Origin of the sequence: Streptomyces sp. KM273126 (genome assembly GCF_004337435.2) — a bacterium.
Lineage (GTDB): Bacteria > Actinomycetota > Actinomycetes > Streptomycetales > Streptomycetaceae > Streptomyces > Streptomyces acidicola.
Genome location: NZ_SJXB02000002.1, coordinates 1,973,602 through 1,990,208, shown reverse-complemented (window position 1 = coordinate 1,990,208; position 16,607 = coordinate 1,973,602). Strand labels below are relative to the sequence as shown.

Genomic DNA, 16,607 nt, shown 5'->3' with positions numbered 1-16,607 from the left:
GAGTACCACGAGGTGGGGGCACAGCAGCGCCATGGCACAGGGCACGGTCCAGGTGACGCACACCGGAACATCGAGGTGGCGGCGCCGTACAGGTGAGTACGCATCGCTCGCCGCGGCTCTGGAGGCCGCGAGCGACGGCGACGTACTCACCATCGCTCCCGGTACGTACCGGGAGAATCTCGTGCTGCAGCGGTCCGTGACCCTGCGGGGCCCCGAGGGCTCCCCGGGCTCCGTGCGCATCGCCCCGGTGGACGGGGTGCCGCTGACCGTGCGGGCCTCCGCGGTGGTGCAGGACCTGCACGTGGAGGGCCAGGACTCGGCCGCGCCCGCCCTGCTCGTCGAGAGCGGTGTGCCGGAGCTGCTGGACGTGCGGATCGTGACACGGTCCGCGGCCGGCATCGAGGTGCGCGGCGAGGCGCGTCCGACGGTGCGCCGGTGCACGGTCGACAATCCGGCCGGGATCGGCATCGCCGTGGTGGACGGCGGCAGCGGAGTGTTCGAGGAGTGCGAGGTCGTGGCGGCCGGGCAGGCGGCCGTCGCCGTCCGCTCAGGCGCCCACCCGCGCTTCGAGCGCTGCCGGGTCCACCATGCCTCGGGGGTGGGCCTGTCCGCGACCGGCGAGAACTCCTCGCTGGAGGCGGTCGGTTGCGAGGTGTACGAGGTCCGGGGCTCCGGTGTGCAGATCACCGGGCGGGCCGCGGCACACCTCACGGACTGCGATGTGCACCGGACGAGCTCGGACGGGGTCACCCTGGACACGGACGCCGTGCTCACGCTCGCCGACTGCCGTATCCACGACATCCCGGAGAACGCGATCGACCTGCGCTCCCGCTCGGTCCTCACGCTGACACGCACGACCGTGCGGCAGTTCGGGCGCAACGGCCTGTCGGTATGGGACCCGGGCACGCGCGTGGACGCGAACCAGTGCGAGATCTTCGACAGCACCGGTGACTATCCGGCGGTCTGGGTCAGTGACGGCGCGACGGCCGTGCTGGAGTCGTGCCGCGTGCACGACGTACCCGACGCCCTGTTCGTCCTGGACCGCGGCTCGCGCGCGGACGTCGTCGACAGCGACCTCTCACAGGTCCGCAACACGGCCGTGTCCGTCAGCGACGGGGCGACCGCGCAGCTCGACGACTGCCGGATCCGGGAGGCCGCGACGGGCGCCTGGTTCCGTGACCACGGCAGCGGCGGCACGCTGTCCGGCTGCACCGTGGACGGCACACAGACGGGCGTCATCGTCACCAAGGGCGCCGACCCCACCATCGAGCGCTGCACGGTCACCTCGCCCGCGGAGGCCGGCTTCTACGTCTCGGCCGAGGGCCGCGGCAGCTTCGTGGGCTGCCGGGTGACGGGCAGCGGCGGCTACGGCTTCCACGTGATCGACGGCTGCCGCACGACGCTGCGGAAGTGCCGTACGGAGCGCTGTGCGCGCGGGGGCTACGAGTTCGCGGACGGCGGCCCCGGCGACACGGGCGGCGGGCCCGTGGTGGAGGACTGCACGAGCGACGAGAGCGCCGGGGTACGGACTCCGGCGGCCCCGGCGGCGCGGGAGACGGCGGTGCAGACCGCGAGCCAGTCCCCCGGCCTGCTGGGTGCGATCCCCGGTCAGCGCACCACCGAGCAGGAGCCGTTCGTCGCGGCCGTCCCGGAGCCCGAGCGGCCCGCACGGTCGTCGCAGGACGTGCTGGGTGAACTCGACGCGCTGGTGGGCCTGGACAGTGTCAAGCAGGAGGTGCGCGCCCTCACCGACATGATCGAGGTGGGCCGGCGCCGTCAGCAGGCGGGCCTGAAGGCGGCCTCCGCCCGGCGCCACCTGGTCTTCACCGGCTCCCCGGGCACCGGCAAGACGACGGTCGCCCGCCTGTACGGCGAGATCCTGGCCTCCCTGGGCGTCCTGGAGAAGGGGCACCTCGTCGAGGTGTCCCGGGTGGACCTGGTCGGCGAGCACATCGGCTCCACGGCGATCCGCACTCAGGAGGCGTTCGACCGGGCGCGCGGCGGAGTGCTGTTCATCGACGAGGCGTACGCGCTGTCGCCGGAGGACTCGGGCCGCGACTTCGGACGCGAGGCCATCGACACACTGGTGAAGCTGATGGAGGACCACCGGGAGGCGGTGGTGGTGATCGTCGCGGGTTACACCGCCGAGATGGAACGGTTCCTTTCCATCAACCCCGGTGTGGCCTCCCGCTTCTCACGGACCATCAGATTCGGTGACTACGGCCCCGAGGAGCTGCTGCGGATCGTGGAGCAGCAGGCCGAGGAGCACGAGTACCGGCTGGGCCCGGGCGCCTCGGAGGCCCTGCTGAAGTACTTCACGACAATCCCCAAGGGGCCGACGTTCGGCAACGGCCGGACCGCGCGCCAGACCTTCGAGGGGATGGTCGAGCGCCACGCGGGCCGCGTCGCGCAGGTCGCCGAGCCGAGCACGGACGACCTCACGCTGCTCTACCCGGAGGACCTGCCGGAGCTGCCGTGACGGCGCGGCACGGCGAGCCCGCCCGGGTGTGACCGGGCGGGACCTGCCGTCCGCTCGCCGCGGCGCTCGGCGGGCCTCACACCCCGCCGCTACTCCCCGCCCCGCGGGACCGGCACCTCCGGCCCGATCCGGTCCAGCAGCCGCTTGCGTTCCGCCGCGAACGCCGGGTCGGCCTGGTAGTCGGAGTGGCCGAGGATCGGGGCCGGCAGCGGATGAGCCCGGGTCCGGCCGTAGGCGAGGGGGTCCTTGAAGGGCTCGGCGTCGACCCCGGGTCCGCGGTCGCCGGGCAGGCGCACCGGGCCGCCGATGGGGTCGGTGACGCGGTACAGGTTGCGCCAGCAGTCCACCTCGCGGTGCAGGGAGTCGAGGGCGCGCGGCCCGAAGTGGGCCGGGAACCAGCGTCCGTACAGCCGCTCCAGCGGTGAGCCGTAGGTGAGCAGCGCGATCCGTTTGCGGACCGAAGGCGTCAGTTGCCAGGCGGCGGCCGCCGCGAGGACGCTGCCCTGGGAGTGCCCGGAGATCACCAGCCGCCCGCCCGTGGCCCGTGTCCACGTCGCCATACGCCAGGTCAGGTCGGGCACGGCCCGCTCGGCGTAGCAGGGCGGTGCGAAGGGGTGGGCGGCGCGCGGCCAGAACGTGCCGACGTCCCACAGGATGCCGATGGTGCGCCGCGCGGAGGCGTCCTTGTAGGCGCGGCGGCCGGACGCGACGAACAGTATGAATCCGAACCCGATCAGCCAGGACCCGAGGGCCTGCGCGGTGTCGGCGGCGCCCTCCACGAAGGGGTAGGTGCCGCGGGCGGCCTCGCCCGGCGCCTTCTCCGTGATCGTCGCACCCACCAGGGCGCCTAGGCCCAGGAGCAGCGTCACGGTCGAGATGATGCCGACCACGAGGGGTGCCCGGTCGGTGAGGGTGGCCATGGCGCGCGTACCGGCGATACGGCGGGTACGCGCCGTGTCCTGCCGCTCCGGCTCCTCGCCGGACCGTCCGGCCTGCTCCTCCCCGCCCTCAGCCCGTACTCCCCCTCCACGACACCCAGTTCGCCGCGTCGCAGGACCCAGGTGCGCCAGGCCAGCCAGCCGACGAGCACCACGACGACCAGCAGCAGCGCGGGTATCACGGACGCCTGCCAGGTCAGCAGCACCGGCGGGCCCAGGAACGCGTCGCCGCCGCCGTCCAGCCAGTCGGCGACGCGCTGGGCCACCCCGCCGGACATCACTCCGCCGAGGGCGCACGCGAGCATGGCGACAGCAGGACCGGCCAGGCCGCGCATCGCGGTACGGGAGTCGGGCTGGGAGCGGTACAGGACATGCGCCACCACGGCGAGCACGATCACGAGCAGGCCCTGCACGAAGGCGATCCCGCCGAACGTCATGTCGCCCGGCAGCCGCCCCCGCGACTGCCACTCGGGGCGCGACCAGCCCGCGTACAGCATGGCGAGGGCCAGCACGACGATGGACGCCAGGGGCAGCCGGCGCACCAGGTTGCGGTCCAGCTCCCTGTCCAGGCGGTTCTCACTGCGGCCCCGCCGGCACACCACCCACACCACGACGACCGCGCCCCCCACGAGCAGCGCGTTCACCAGCCAGCCCAGGCTCTCCAGCAGGACGGGGCCGCCGGGCCCGCGGTCGTGGCGGGCCGCGGGGGAGCCGACGGCCGCCGCGACCGTCAGGAACCCGGCCGCCGTGTGCGCCGCACGCAGCCGGGCCACCAGACGGCGGCCGTACCAGAAGCCGGGGCGGCCGAGTGCGGTGCGGCCGGTGGTGGCGTCGTCGTCGTGTTCGTCCCGGCGGTTCATCGGCTTCGTGGACTCGTACGCGCTCCAGGTGCGGTGGGACAGGTACCACAGCAGCCCGGTGAGCGCGGCGGGCACCAGGGAGGCCAGGGCGAGGCGGCGGCCGGGCTCGCTCCACCAGCCACCGCCGGACGCCTCGGGCGACAGGAAGCCCAGCCACGCGTGGTGCTCGGCACACGCCGGGGTGCCCGCGCACTGCCAGGCGGTCAGGTCGAGGGCGACCTCGCAGGCGGCGGCGACGAGCAGCACGGTCAGGGTCAGCCCGGCCAGCCGGACGAGCAGTCCGTACAGGCGGACGGCACGCCGCCGGCCCCGAGCCGTCGGGCGCATCCAGTGGGCCAGGTTGACCACCATGAACGGCAGCAGCAACAGCCACAGGGCGCGGGAGCCGTTTCCGGAGGTCAGGTTGGACCAGACGTACGCCTCGGGCACCGGTTCGCCGCGGTGGTCCTCGGGGTGGTCCTCCGCGTCGGCGTCGTCGACGCGCCGGAAGACCGCCGCGGTCCCGTCGCCCGTGATCCGCACGGTCCGCGGATCGTTCAGCATCTCCTCGGGCGTGGTGCCGCCCACGCCGTGCACCAGCAGTTCGAGGGCCGCTCCGGCGGGTTCGGCCGGCCGGTCCGGTCCGTGGTGCTCCCCTGTCGGGGCGTGCTTGGTCGCACTCGCCACTGTTCTGCCCTTCCCCCGTGATACGCCTATGGCAGGTGTGATGTGCAGGCACATGATCTCCGCTCCGGACAGGGCGTACACCCGTGGACACGGAATCTCCCCCGAACCGGGCACGATCAGGGCCCGGAGTCGAACAGCGTGACGTGTTCACATCGGCACGGGCAGTGGCGCCCGCGGTGCCGGAGCGTGCGAGTATGGGACCTCCTCGGGAAGAGCGACGGGGAGAATGTGCTCGTCGGAGGGGGTATGGAGGCGTGATGGGGCGAAAGGACCGGAGCGGGCGTGAGTGAGAACCAGAACCTCCTCGCGGAGCAGCGTCGCGCCCTGATCCTCGACGAGGTGCGGCGGCGCGGCGGAGTCCGGGTCAACGAGCTGACGCGCAAGCTCGGCGTGTCCGACATGACGGTCCGCCGGGACCTCGACGCGCTGGCCCGCCAGGGCGCCGTGGAGAAGGTGCACGGCGGCGCGGTGCCGGTGGCCGAGGCGAGCACGCACGAGCCGGGCTTCGAGGCCAAGTCGGGGCTGGAGCTGACCGCCAAGGAGGACATCGCCCGGGCCGCGGCCGAGCTGGTCGCGCCGGGTACGGCGATCGCGCTGTCCGGTGGTACGACGACGTACGCGCTGGCCCAGCGACTGCTCGACGTGCCGGACCTGACCGTGGTCACCAACTCGGTGCGCGTGGCCGATGTCTTCCATACCTCGCAGCGCAGTTCGGGACAGCGGCAGGGCGCGGCCACCGTCGTACTGACCGGTGGGGTGCGGACCCCGTCGGACTCGCTCGTGGGGCCGGTGGCCGACCAGGCGATCGCCGCGCTCCACTTCGACGTGCTGTTCCTGGGGGTGCACGGGATATCGGTCGAGGCGGGCCTGTCCACACCGAACCTGGCGGAGGCCGAGACGAACCGGCGGCTCGTGCAGTCCGCGCGACGCGTCGTCGTGGTGGCCGACCACACCAAGTGGGGCACGGTGGGCCTGAGTTCGTTCGCGTCCCTGGAGCAGGTCGACACGCTGGTCACCGACGCCGGGTTGCCGGCGGGGGCGCGTGCGGAGATCTCGGAGCACCTCAGAGAGCTCGTGGTCGCGGGCGAGTCCGGGGAAGACGGTACAGACATCTGACGGCCCGCCAGCTAGGGTGACGCTGCCCGGCCCACCGCCCCTGCCGTCCGGGGCGGCCGTCCCGCGAGGGGGTCACGTCCATGGTTCGCCGTCTGCGTCCGGTGGGGCTCGACTTCGTGGGGACCGCCCCCGTGCGGTTCGTGTTCACGCGCGAGATGTCCGCACCCCCGGAGGCCGTGTTCCGGGCCATGGCCGAGGACGTGCCGGGCTGGAGCGAGTGGTTCACCGGCGTGGCGTATGCCCGCCCGGTCGGGGACGGCACCCGGCGCGAGGTCCGGCTCAAGGGCGGCACCCGTTTCCTGGAGACGATCGTCGCGGCCGAGCCCTCCACGGTGTACGCGTACCGGGTGGACGAGACCAACGCGCCCGGGGTGGGCGCGTTACTGGAGGAGTGGCGGCTTGCTCCTGCCGGGGCGGGGACCCGTGTGCGGTGGAGCTGGGCCGCTGATGGTTCCGCGGTCTTCCGGTTCGCTCTGAGGCTTGCCCGGCCGGGGTTGCAGCGTGCGTTCCGTGACTCGGTGGTGGCGTTGGACCGCCGGTTGTCGGTGGGTTAGCCGCGGTCGTGGAGAGTTGGGTTAGCCGCGGTCGTGGAGAGTGTCGAGTTGCTCCTGGACGTTCTCGGCTTCCGGGATGCGTTGTTGCGCCTGGTAGAGGGTGAGGGCCTGCTGCCAGGCGTCGCGGGCGTGACCGTACCGGCCGAGAGCGTGGTGGGTCTCGCCGATGCAGGACAGGGTGTTCGCCTCCTCGTAGGTGTCGTTGAGCAGACGGCGCAGAGCCAGTGCCTGGCCGTAGTGCTCCAGGGCTGGTTCCAGGTCTCCGCAGCGGCGGGCGGTGTAGCCGAGGCTGTCGAGGGTGGCGGCTTCGCCTTCGCGGTAACCGACCTTGCGGCACAGCGCGAGGGCGTCCTGGCAGCGGGCGCGGGCCTGCTCGTAGGCGCCGAGCCTGGCCTGGAACCAGCCCACCGTGTTGGAGGCGCTCGCCTCCCACACCGTGTCCTTCAGCTGCCGGTAGATCCGCAGTGACCGCTCGGCATGATGCAGGGCCTGCCGGTCGTCGCCGGTCTGCTGCCACGCCTGGGCGAGGGCTTGATGTGTGTGGCCCTGGTTGAGGAGGTCGCCGGCGTCCTCGAACAGGGCCAGCGCGTGCCGGAGGTGGTCCCGCGCCGTGTCGTCCTTGCCGACCCGCAGGTCGGCCGCGCTGACCCGTCGGTGGGCCAGGGCACGGGCGCCCGGATCGCCGAGCCGTTCCGCGGCGAGGATGCCGGTTCGCCAGACGGCGAGGTGATCGTGGATACGGCCGCGCCGCCACAGGAAGGTGTCCACCGACCAGGCCAACTGCCAGGCCCTGCCGTACCAGCCCCGTGTCATGGCGGACGTCTGGGCGGCGAGCACGCAGGCGTACTCGGACTCGAACCACGCCATCGCCGCCTCCGGTCCGTCCGGTGTGTACGGCACGCAGCCCTCCGCCGGGGGTTCCGCCTCGGTGGGCACGGCGTGCGGGTCGAGTATGGCGTCACTGGCTCGGGCTGTGTGGACGTAGAAGTCCACCAGCCTCAGCAGCGCCTCGTCGCTGTCGCCCGCCGGGTGCTCCCGCGCCCGTTCGGCTGCGTAGAGCCGGGTCAGGTCGTGCATGCGGTAGCGGCCCGGGGTGTGTTCCTGGACCAGGTGGGCGGCCCGCAGTCTGCGCAGGAGCGCGCGTGCCTGCGCGGTCGGGAGGGCGGTGAGGCCGGCGGTGGCGGACAGGCTGATGTCGGGGCCCGGTGCGAGGCCGAGCAGCCCGAACCCGCGGGCGCTGTCGGGGTCGAGGGCGCGGTAGGAGGAGGCGAAGACCGCGCGCAGGTCGGCGGTGATGTCACCGGTGTCCAGGGCGTCGAGTCGGGTCTGGGTCTCGTGGAGTTCCTCGGCCAGGGCCGCCAGGGGCAGGTCGAGGTTCGTGGTGGCACGGGCGGCCAGGATGCTGATCGCCAGGGGCAGCCCCGCGCAGTGTTCCAGCAGGGTGGCGACTGCTTCGGGCTCGGCGCCCGCTCGTTCGGCGCCCAGGTGGCGGGTGAGCAGGTGGTGGGCCTCGCTGTCGGTGAGCACGTCCAGGGTGAGGGAGCGGGCGCCGTGGGCGGTGGACAGGCCCGTGAGCAGGCTTCGGCTGGTGACCAGGACGGTGCAGGTGGGACTGCCGGGCAGCAGGGGAACGACCTGGGTGGTGTCGCGGGCGTCGTCCAGCACGACCAGCATGCGCTTGTTCGCGGTCAGACTGCGGTAGAGCGCGGTCTGCGCGTCGGGGTCTGCGGGGATCTGCGAGGGGTCGGTACCGAGGGCGCCGAGGAAGCCACGCAGTGCCGTGTGTGGTGGAACGGGTTCGCCGGTGGGGTCGAAGCCGCGCAGGTTGGCGTAGAGCTCCCCGTCAGGGAACCGGTCCTGCTGTTGGTGGGCCCAGTGCAGGGCGAGCCAGGTCTTGCCGATGCCGCCGGATCCGTCGATCGCGGAGATCACCACCGCGCGGTCCTGCTCGCTGTGGGGGTCCAGCAGACGGTCGAGGAGCGCGAGCTCGCGGGCCCGGCCCGTGAACCACCGTGGTGCGGCGGGCAGTTGGCGCGGCACGATATGGTCCCGGGACGACGGGCTGCCGGAGGCGGCTTCTCCACCGGCCACCGGGACCGCGGTGGGGGCGTCACCGGGGGTGTCGATCGCCGGGTCGCCTGCGAGGACACTCTGGTGCAGTCGCCGCAGTTCGGGCCCCGGGTCGCTGCCCAGTTCCTCGGCGAGGGCGCGCCGGACCCGCTCGAAGCAGCGCAGGGAGTCGGCCGTGCGGCCGCTGCGGTAGAGCGCCAGCATGTACTGCGCGGTGAGGCGCTCGTCCAGCGGATGGCTCCCGTGGCAGTCGGCCAGCTCGGTCAGCAGCACGCCGTGGTGGCCGCGGCGCAACTGGACGTCGTTGCGGTCGAGTCGGCAGACGTACAGCTCCCTCAGCAGCGACTCCCGCAGCGAGTTGAACCACGGTGTGTCCACCCCGGCGAACGGTTCGCCCCGCCACAGCCCCAGCGCCCGCTCGAACAGGGCCGCGGCTCGGCCGTCGTCGTCAGCGGCGGCGCGGGCCTGCCCGGCCAGGTCGCGGAAGACGTGCACGTCCACCAGGCCCGGATCGGTGAGCAGCGCGTACCCACCTGAGCGACGTTCGATGGAGGTCGTGCCGGCCAGGGAGGCGTCCGCCGCCGTGCCCAGCGCCTGCCGCAGCCGGGACAGATAGCTGTACAGCGTCGACTTGACGCGCTGCGGCGGGCGGGCCCCCCACACCCGGTCGACCAGGACGTCCACCGGCACCGTGCGGCCCAGGTCCACCAGCAGCGCGGCGAGCACACAGCGCTGCCTGGCCGGACCCAGGTCCACGGCGATGCCGCCCCTGTGCGCCTGAACCTCTCCGAGCACGCCGAACCCGATCGTCACCGCGCCCCCCAGTCCCCCTGTGCCCCCGTCGCGCCCAAGTCTTGGCCCAACCCGTCCCACCAGCCAATTCAAGATCTGGCCAAGGTTTGTCCATACGGGGGCGCCCACGATGGCCTTGCTGATCCGGACGACGGACAGCCCGAGCACGACCAACACCACGATGTCCCCAACCACAGTGAAAGGACACGCCATGCGACAGTGGTTGCAGAATCTCTCCGACTCCCTGGTCGACCGCCTGGTACCGAGGGCTGAGGCCGCGGCGGCCCAGTGCTGGCTCGAGTGGCGCTGCGTCCGCGGCGGCGACACCAGCGGCTGCGCCTCCACCGGTCACGAGTGGTGGCAGACCCAGGAGTGCTGCGACGACGGCAGGTGCGGCCCTTGGACGTACTACGGCTGCGCCGACTGCCGCTGACCTGAACCGCTGAGCCGACGGGGGAACCGGCGGGGTGCGTGGGGGGCGCGCCCCGCCGGTGTGCTTCGCCGGCCGTCCAGCCGATGAGGAGTCCGCACGCCATGCACTTCATGGACCTTGTCGTATGGGCCAGTCAGGGGTGCCTGCTGCTGGTCTTCGCGCTGTCCGCCCACGGAAAGGCTCGCGACGGGCGGGCCTTCGAGGAGTTCACCGAGTCGGTGCGCGCCTTCGCGCCGGCCTTCGCCGGGCACGCCCGGTCGGTCGCCGCGCTCGTCCTGACCGGTGAGGCGGCCGCCGTGGTGACCCTCGCCGTGCCGGCCACCGTCCCCCTCGGCCTCGCCCTCTCCGCCGTACTGCTGACGGCGTTCACCGTGGCCATCGCCGCCAGGCCGCGCACCGGCGACGGCGTCCCGTGCCGCTGCTTCGGGGCGGCATCGGCGCAGCCGCGCACCGTCCTCCTCCTGCGCAACGGTGCGTTGCTCGCCGTGACGGGCGGCGGCATCACGGCTGCGGCCGTGGGCGGGCCCGGCCACGCCGCCACCCCGGCGGCCGCCGCGCTGGCGCTGTGCGCGGGCGGTGTGCTCGGCCTGCTCGCCGCCACGCTCGACGACCTCGTGGGCCTCTTCCGTCCGTTGACCTGAAGGGAAATTCCATCGTGAGCTACCTCGCTACGGCCGTCGCCGGAATCGGCGCGCTGTGTCTGCTCAACCTGGTCTTCGCGCTGGGCGTCATCAGGCGACTGCGCGAACACTCCGATCGACTGGCGCAGTTCGACAGGCCGGGAGCCGGGGCGCCCGACCACACCGTCCTGCCGGCCGGTGCCACGGTGGGCTCCTTCTCCACCGAGACGGTGAGTGGCGGCCCGCTCACCGACGAGGACCTGGCCGACGGCACCCTGGTCGCGTTCTTCTCACCGACGTGCAAGCCCTGCCAGGAAAAGCTGCCCGTCTTTGTCGCCGCACTGGCCGACCGGCCGGAGGACGAGGAGCGCGTCCTGGCGGTCGTCGTCGGTGACACCGAGACCTCAGCACCCATGCTCGCGTCCCTGGCGTCCGTCGTGCCCACCGTCCACGACGCGGAGAGGGGGGCCGTGAGCAGCGCCTTCGCCGTCCGCGCGTTCCCGGCGTGCGCACGCGTGGGGCGCGAGGCCGACGGGCGGCTGGTGGTGACGCAGACCGACGTGTGGCCGCGTCCGACCGTCCCCGCAGCCGCATGAGCGCGACAAGGGCGGACCACGACGACGAGGGCACCGACGGCGCGCTGCGCGTACTGGCCGCCGCGATCAGCCTGGTGTGCCGGGCCGCCCCCGTCTGCCTCACCGCCTGCGTCCTGCTCACCGTCGCCACCGCCGCGGTGCCCGTGGCCACGGCCTGGCTCCTGAAGACCGTGCTCGACCGCCTCGTCTCCGGCTCCGGTGAACTCGCCGCGCTGGCCCTGATGCTGGTCGGCTGCGGCGTCGCGGTCGCGGTCGTCCCCCAGATCCTGCAGTACGTGCGGGCTCGGCTGCAACGGGCGGTGGGTATGCGGGCCCAGTTGGAACTGCACACTGCGGTGGACCGGTTCGTGGGACTGCCGCGCTTCGAGGACCCCCGCTTCCTCGACCGGTTGCGGCTCGCCCAGCAGTCCGGAGGTTCCGCGCCCGTCGACGCGGCCGACAGCACGATCGGGATCATCGGAGGGCTGGTGACCCTCACCGGGTTCCTGGGAGCCCTCGCTCTGCTCGGGCCCTGGATGGCGGCGGCCGTCGTGGCATCCGGGGTACCCGTCCTGTGTGCCGAGATCGCGCTCAGCCGCCGCCGGGCCGCCATGTCCTGGGCCGTCGGGCCGGTGCAACGCAGGGAGCTGTTCTACAGCACTCTGCTGACGAACCTGCGGGCCGCCAAGGAGATCAGGCTGTTCGGTGTGGGCGGCTTCCTGCGTGAGCGAATGCTCGCTGACCGGCGTACCGCCGACGCCGCCAAGCAGCGGATGGACCGGCAGGAACTGCTGGTCCAGGCGAGCCTCGCCCTGCTGTCCGCAGTGGTGGCCGGATTCGGACTGCTGTGGGCGGTGGAGTCGGCCCGCTCCGGGCGCATCAGCATCGGCGATGTCACGGTCCTCGTCGCCGCCCTGCCGGCCGTGCAGGCCGCTTTGGGAAGCCTGGCCATCGACCTGGCCCGTGGTCATCAAGCGGTGCTGATGTTCCGTCACTTCACGGCCGTGATCGAGGCCCCACCGGATCTCCCGGTTCCGGCCCGTCCCCGCCCAGTGCCGCCGCTGCGCCACGGAGTGGAGTTCCGCGATGTGTGGTTCCGTTACGGTGCCGGGCATCCGTGGGTGCTGCGCGGCGTCGACCTGGTGATACCGGCGGGGCGGGCCGTGGGACTCGTCGGGCTCAACGGGGCGGGCAAGTCGACACTGGTGAAGCTGCTGTGCCGGTTCTACGACCCGGATCGCGGACAGATCCTGTGGGACGGGGTGGATCTGCGTGAGCTGTCTCCGCGTGAACTGCGCCGCCGGATCGGAGTGACGTTCCAGGACTTCATGGAGTACGACCTCACGGCCCGGGAGAACATCGCCCTCGGCGATCTCACGGCCCTCCAGGACGCCGTCCGAGTGCAGAACGCGGCCCGCCTCGCCGAGGTGCACGACCAGCTCGCCTCCCTGCCACACGGGTACGACACCCTGCTCAGCCGTGTCTTCTTCAGCGAGCGGGACAAGGAGGACGCGGACACGGGGCTGGTGCTCTCCGGAGGACAGTGGCAGCGGCTGGCCCTGGCCCGTTCCCTGGTGCGCTCCGACGCCGATCTGCTCATCCTCGACGAGCCCAGCTCCGGGTTGGACCCGGAGGCCGAACACGCCGTCCACCAGCGCTTGCGCCGGCACCGGGCGAGCCGTGCGGGGCTGCTCATCTCGCACCGCCTGAGCACCCTGCGCGACGCGGACGTCATCGCCGTGCTGCAGAACGGCCGGATCACCGAGACGGGTCCGCACCAGGACCTCGTTCACCGTGGCGGCGCCTACGCCCGGCTCTTCCGCCTCCAGGCCAGCGGGTACCAGCCTGCCGACCAGAGCGCACCGACGGCCGAGCAGGAGAGGGCATCATGACCGGACTCATCCGCCGTCTTCTGCGCGGACGTCTCCTCGCCGTCACCGTGACGGGCTCCAGCATGGAGCCCTCCCTCCGCGACGGCGACCGACTCCTCGTCCTGCGCAGACACCCCCGGCGTCTGACCCGCGGTCAGGTCGTCGTCCTCAGACCGCCGCGACACCGGCCTGAAGCCGTGCAGCCCCGCAGGGACGGCGACGTGCTGGTCCTGCGTCAGGGATGGAGTGCCCCGCAGGGCTCCCCGAGCCTCGTCATCAAACGGATAGCGGCCGCCCCGGGTGATCCCGTTCCGGCGGCCCTGGCCCCGGCCCTCGGCTCCCACCCCGGCGGAACCGTACCGCAGGACCACTTCGTGGTCCTCGGCGACAACCCGGCCCGCAGCATCGACTCCCGGCATTACGGCTACGTGCCCGAGGACCGGGTGATGGGGGTGGCGGTGCGCCCACTGCGGCGCGCGGGCGCGTGACGCCGGGGTCACAGCCTCGCGTCCCCTACGGGGCCCGCCACACCCCCGTCCGCAAGAACGACTCGATCGCCGCCTCGTACCGCCCGATGTCCAGCCCCTGCTCCGCCAGCCAGGCATCGGAGTAGTACTTGTCCAGGTAGCGGTCCCCCGGATCGCAGAGCAATGTCACCACGCTGCCCCGGCGTCCCTCGGCCACCATCTCCGCCACGATCTTCAGGGCGCTCCACAGGCCGGTGCCCGTGGAGCCGCCGGCCTTGCGGCCGATGGCCGTCTCCAGGGCCCGTACGGCCGCGACGCTCGCCGCGTCCGGGACCTTCATCATCCGGTCGATGGCGCCGGGCACGAAGCTGGGCTCCATACGCGGGCGGCCGATGCCCTCGATGCGGGAGCCGCAGTCACAGGTGACGTCCGGGTCGCCGGTGGTCCAGCCCTCGAAGAAACAGGAGTTCTCCGGGTCGGCGACGCAGACGCGGGTGTCGTACTGCATGTAGTGGACGTAGCGCGCGATGGTCGCCGAGGTGCCGCCGGTGCCGGCCGTGGCGACGATCCACGCGGGCTCCGGGAAGCGCTCCAACTCCAGCTGGCGGAAGATGGATTCGGCGATGTTGTTGTTGCCGCGCCAGTCCGTGGCCCGTTCGGCGTAGGTGAACTGGTCCATGTAGTGGCCGCCGGTCGCGGCCGCGAGCTCGGCGGACGCCTCGTACATCGTCCGGGGGTCGTCCACGAAGTGACATCGTCCGCCGTGGAACTCGATCAGCCGGCACTTCTCGGCGCTGGTCGTGCGGGGCATGACGGCGATGAAGGGCACGCCGATGAGCCCCGCGAAGTACGCCTCGGAGACGGCCGTCGAGCCGCTGGACGCCTCGATCACCGGGCGGCCCGGCCTGATCCAGCCGTTGCACAGGCCGTAGAGGAAGAGGGAGCGGGCCAAGCGGTGCTTGAGGCTGCCCGTGGGGTGCGTCGACTCGTCCTTCAGGTACAGGTCGATGCCCCAGTGCTCCGGAAGGGGGAAGGAGAGCAGGTGGGTGTCGGCCGAACGCTGGGCGTCGGCCTGGACCTTGCGGACGGCTTCCTTGAGCCAGGTCCGGTACTCCGCGTCGCTGTGGTCGACGTCAAGGGTGTCGACGGTCTCACCGGTGGTGGTCGGGTGAGGAATGCTCACTGCGGGCTCCTTCCGCGTCGCGCCGACGGCGGGTCGCGCGGTCGGACGCCCTGATCATAGACAGCAGGAGCACGCTCCTCACCTGCATAAACGCCCCTTTGAGCAACTCAAAGCGCCCCTGTGGCAAGGGGTGCGCGGGCGCATGGGGGCGCATGCACCGAGTGCTCCCCCACTCGCACCCCCGCCGCACCCTACGCACTGGTGCTCGACGCGGCAGACGTGCAAACTGCACCGCATGGGCCGAGATGCCCGGACGGGGAGGCACACTCAAACGGGGCACGCACACTGGATCACGAGCCACCCGGGTTCGTGACAGGACAGAACCGACACGTGCAAAGGGGCGGGAAGCATGGCGGAGCAGGAGTTCACGGCCAGGGGGGTGCGGATCGAGAAGAGGCTGCGCTCACTGACACGCGCCGGTCAGGTGCGGATCAGGGACGGCAGGCTGCAGTTGCTGACCAGCTACGGCAGCGAGATCGACAGCGCTCCGGTACAGGCGGTGCGCGCGTCCAAGCCCTGGTTCGCCCACGAGGACCGTGCGTTGGCCGATGTGAACGGCACGCGTTACACGCTGACCCTCGGTGAGACCGACCCCGCTCCGGGGAAGCCCGGCCCGCCCTCGGCGCGCCGGTTCATCGAGGCGGTACGCAAGGCCGCGGGGCGCAACCGCTGAGGAGCCGCGAGTTGCGGGATCACCCGCCCTGAGTCACGCTGTTCTCACGTCACTCTGGGTTTACCGGCGATAACGCTGCGAACCAGCCGCCGGTCACGACCGCGGACGGCCGTCGTACGCAGCCACACCGCGCCAAGAGATGCGGCCGCAGTGCGCGGTCGCCCGCAGCAGGCGGCGATTGTCCCGCAGCCACCTCGCTGGATCCGTTCTCCGTCTTCTTCCGGACCTCATTTCGGGGAGTCGCAGCCGTGATCAGCAAGCCAAGCAGGCACTGCACGGTGGAGCTCCAAGCCCTGCCGTCGCGGATCGGCCAGGTCCGCAGAATCATCTCTGCGCAATTGCGCTACTGGCACCTTGATTTCCTGATCGACCGGGCGGCACTCGGAGTGACCGAGCTGCTGACCAACGTCCACCGGCACGCAGAGCCGGACAAGCTGTGCACCGTGGAGATCGAGCTGCTGCTCGACCGGCTGACGGTCTCGGTGCGCGACAACGACCCTCGCCTGCCCGTGGTGCAGGACGCGGAACCCTTCGCCACGTGCGGCCGCGGCCTCGCGATGGTCGCCGCGGTGAGCGAGAGCTGGGGTGCCCGGCCGCACGAGGAGTCGGGCAAGGTCGTGTGGTTCACCCTTCCGGCCCACTCGGAGCCGGTCGCGGTGCCGAAGCGTTCGCGGTACGACACGGGCCACCGGCCCGCCGCCCGCAGGCGCGGCAGGGCCGAACACGCTCCCGCCCGGTCCGCCGTCGCAGGCTGACCGGGCGGTGACCGGGTGACCGTCGTCGCAGGGCCGACGCGGCGGCGGTCACCTCTCACTCGATGGTGATGGCACGCCACTTGGCGGCGACGGCAGACTCGCCCTGTCCAGGGCCCGCAGGACCGGGTGAACTCCGTTCACCCCTTCCCCGCGCGGCCGAAGTGCTCGTCCAGGACGGACACCCGGCGCCAGTACTCGTCCTCGTCGATCTCTCCGGAGGCGAAGCGGCGGCCGAGGACCGCCATGGGTGAGTCGGGCGAGTCGACGGGCGGGCGATAGCCGCCCATCGTGCGCCAGGGTCCGTGCCGGCCGCGCCAGACGGTGCGGCGGAGGACGGTCAGGACGCCGATGACGACGGCCGCCCAGATCAGCGGGAAGAACAGGATCCACGGGCCGGGTCCGCCGTCCCAGTGCGCAAGGGTCTCCATCTCGAACTCATCTCCTCTGAGTCTCTGGCTGCCTCTTTGGGCCTCTGAGCCGGTGGGGCCTCGGGGCCCGATTTCCGAGATGCCTTGAGACTCGCGCAGGGAGGAGGCCCGCGTCGTCGTACGGCCA

13 protein-coding genes and 1 pseudogene are annotated in these 16,607 nt (G+C 72.2%); 10 read left to right on the top strand and 4 right to left on the bottom strand.

All coding sequences use genetic code 11. The annotated features are described in order from the left end of the window. Nucleotides 1-31 precede the first annotated feature (31 nt). A complete protein-coding gene (locus E0500_RS39475; protein ID WP_165935191.1) occupies nt 32-2,479 on the top strand; it encodes a right-handed parallel beta-helix repeat-containing protein in 2,448 nt (815 codons plus the stop codon). Nucleotides 2,480-2,568: 89 nt separating this feature from the next. On the opposite strand, the pseudogene E0500_RS43350 reads toward E0500_RS39475, so the two are convergent. Beyond that, a pseudogene (locus E0500_RS43350) lies at nt 2,569-4,943 on the bottom strand (hypothetical protein). 282 nt (nt 4,944-5,225) lie between these two features. Between E0500_RS43350 and E0500_RS39460 the strand changes: the two are divergent. Together E0500_RS39460 and E0500_RS39455 are read left to right on the top strand one after the other, a co-directional pair. Beyond that, on the top strand, nt 5,226-6,059 hold the full coding sequence (locus tag E0500_RS39460; protein WP_131570020.1) for a DeoR/GlpR family DNA-binding transcription regulator: 834 nt from the start codon (nt 5,226-5,228) through the stop codon (nt 6,057-6,059). Nucleotides 6,060-6,139: 80 nt separating this feature from the next. Further along, complete coding sequence (locus E0500_RS39455; protein ID WP_131570018.1) at nt 6,140-6,613, top strand: SRPBCC family protein; 474 nt, start codon at nt 6,140-6,142, stop codon at nt 6,611-6,613. 21 nt (nt 6,614-6,634) lie between these two features. Here the strand turns inward: E0500_RS39455 and E0500_RS39450 are convergent, their stop codons facing one another. After that, nucleotides 6,635-9,496 (bottom strand): BTAD domain-containing putative transcriptional regulator, encoded by a 2,862-nt coding sequence (locus E0500_RS39450; RefSeq protein WP_181587375.1) that lies wholly within the window; start codon nt 9,494-9,496, stop codon nt 6,635-6,637. Nucleotides 9,497-9,686: 190 nt separating this feature from the next. On the opposite strand from E0500_RS39450, the gene E0500_RS39445 reads away from it, so the two are divergent. The 5 genes from E0500_RS39445 to E0500_RS39425 all read left to right on the top strand — a co-directional run bounded on the left by E0500_RS39445 (nt 9,687) and on the right by E0500_RS39425 (nt 13,462). Next, nucleotides 9,687-9,908 (top strand): hypothetical protein, encoded by a 222-nt coding sequence (locus tag E0500_RS39445; protein ID WP_131570284.1) that lies wholly within the window; start codon nt 9,687-9,689, stop codon nt 9,906-9,908. Between the two features lie 101 nt (nt 9,909-10,009). After that, a complete protein-coding gene (locus E0500_RS39440; RefSeq protein ID WP_165935199.1) occupies nt 10,010-10,549 on the top strand; it encodes a MauE/DoxX family redox-associated membrane protein in 540 nt (179 codons plus the stop codon). A 14-nt stretch (nt 10,550-10,563) separates the two neighbouring features. Then, a complete protein-coding gene (locus tag E0500_RS39435) occupies nt 10,564-11,124 on the top strand; it encodes a redoxin domain-containing protein (RefSeq protein ID WP_165935200.1) in 561 nt (186 codons plus the stop codon). After that, complete coding sequence (locus tag E0500_RS39430; RefSeq protein ID WP_131570289.1) at nt 11,121-12,995, top strand: ABC transporter ATP-binding protein; 1,875 nt, start codon at nt 11,121-11,123, stop codon at nt 12,993-12,995. The genes E0500_RS39435 and E0500_RS39430 overlap by 4 nt, the downstream gene beginning before the upstream one ends. Continuing rightward, nucleotides 12,992-13,462: a S26 family signal peptidase gene (locus E0500_RS39425; protein WP_131570291.1), complete on the top strand. Its 471-nt coding sequence runs from the start codon at nt 12,992-12,994 to the stop codon at nt 13,460-13,462. The genes E0500_RS39430 and E0500_RS39425 overlap by 4 nt, the downstream gene beginning before the upstream one ends. Nucleotides 13,463-13,487: 25 nt before the next feature. On the opposite strand, the gene E0500_RS39420 is transcribed toward E0500_RS39425, so the two are convergent. Then, nucleotides 13,488-14,624 (bottom strand): PLP-dependent cysteine synthase family protein, encoded by a 1,137-nt coding sequence (locus E0500_RS39420; protein ID WP_131570293.1) that lies wholly within the window; start codon nt 14,622-14,624, stop codon nt 13,488-13,490. A gap of 349 nt (nt 14,625-14,973) precedes the next feature. Here E0500_RS39420 and E0500_RS39415 point away from each other — a divergent pair, with 349 nt between their 5' ends. Both E0500_RS39415 and E0500_RS39410 read left to right on the top strand, forming a co-directional pair. After that, the gene (locus E0500_RS39415) at nt 14,974-15,297 is read left to right on the top strand and encodes a hypothetical protein (protein ID WP_131570295.1); all 324 of its coding nucleotides are present in this window, start codon (nt 14,974-14,976) and stop codon (nt 15,295-15,297) included. 248 nt (nt 15,298-15,545) lie between these two features. Continuing rightward, nucleotides 15,546-16,052, top strand: coding sequence for an ATP-binding protein (locus E0500_RS39410; protein WP_131570297.1), 507 nt, complete (start codon nt 15,546-15,548; stop codon nt 16,050-16,052). Nucleotides 16,053-16,189: 137 nt separating this feature from the next. On the opposite strand, the gene E0500_RS39405 is transcribed toward E0500_RS39410, so the two are convergent. After that, complete coding sequence (locus E0500_RS39405) at nt 16,190-16,480, bottom strand: SHOCT domain-containing protein (RefSeq protein WP_131570298.1); 291 nt, start codon at nt 16,478-16,480, stop codon at nt 16,190-16,192. Nucleotides 16,481-16,607 lie beyond the last annotated feature (127 nt).

Excerpts from the sequence above, each read along its gene's own strand:
- E0500_RS39440 (WP_165935199.1), top strand. The coding sequence starts at position 10,010 with ATGCACTTCATGGACCTTGTCGTATGGGCCAGTCAGGGGTGCCTGCTG.
- E0500_RS39415 (WP_131570295.1), top strand. The coding sequence starts at position 14,974 with ATGGCGGAGCAGGAGTTCACGGCCAGGGGGGTGCGGATCGAGAAGAGG.
- E0500_RS39430 (WP_131570289.1), top strand. The coding sequence starts at position 11,121 with ATGAGCGCGACAAGGGCGGACCACGACGACGAGGGCACCGACGGCGCG.
- E0500_RS39425 (WP_131570291.1), top strand. The coding sequence starts at position 12,992 with ATGACCGGACTCATCCGCCGTCTTCTGCGCGGACGTCTCCTCGCCGTC.
- E0500_RS39455 (WP_131570018.1), top strand. The coding sequence starts at position 6,140 with ATGGTTCGCCGTCTGCGTCCGGTGGGGCTCGACTTCGTGGGGACCGCC.
- E0500_RS39475 (WP_165935191.1), top strand. The coding sequence starts at position 32 with ATGGCACAGGGCACGGTCCAGGTGACGCACACCGGAACATCGAGGTGG.
- E0500_RS39405 (WP_131570298.1), bottom strand. The coding sequence starts at position 16,480 with ATGGAGACCCTTGCGCACTGGGACGGCGGACCCGGCCCGTGGATCCTG.
- E0500_RS39445 (WP_131570284.1), top strand. The coding sequence starts at position 9,687 with ATGCGACAGTGGTTGCAGAATCTCTCCGACTCCCTGGTCGACCGCCTG.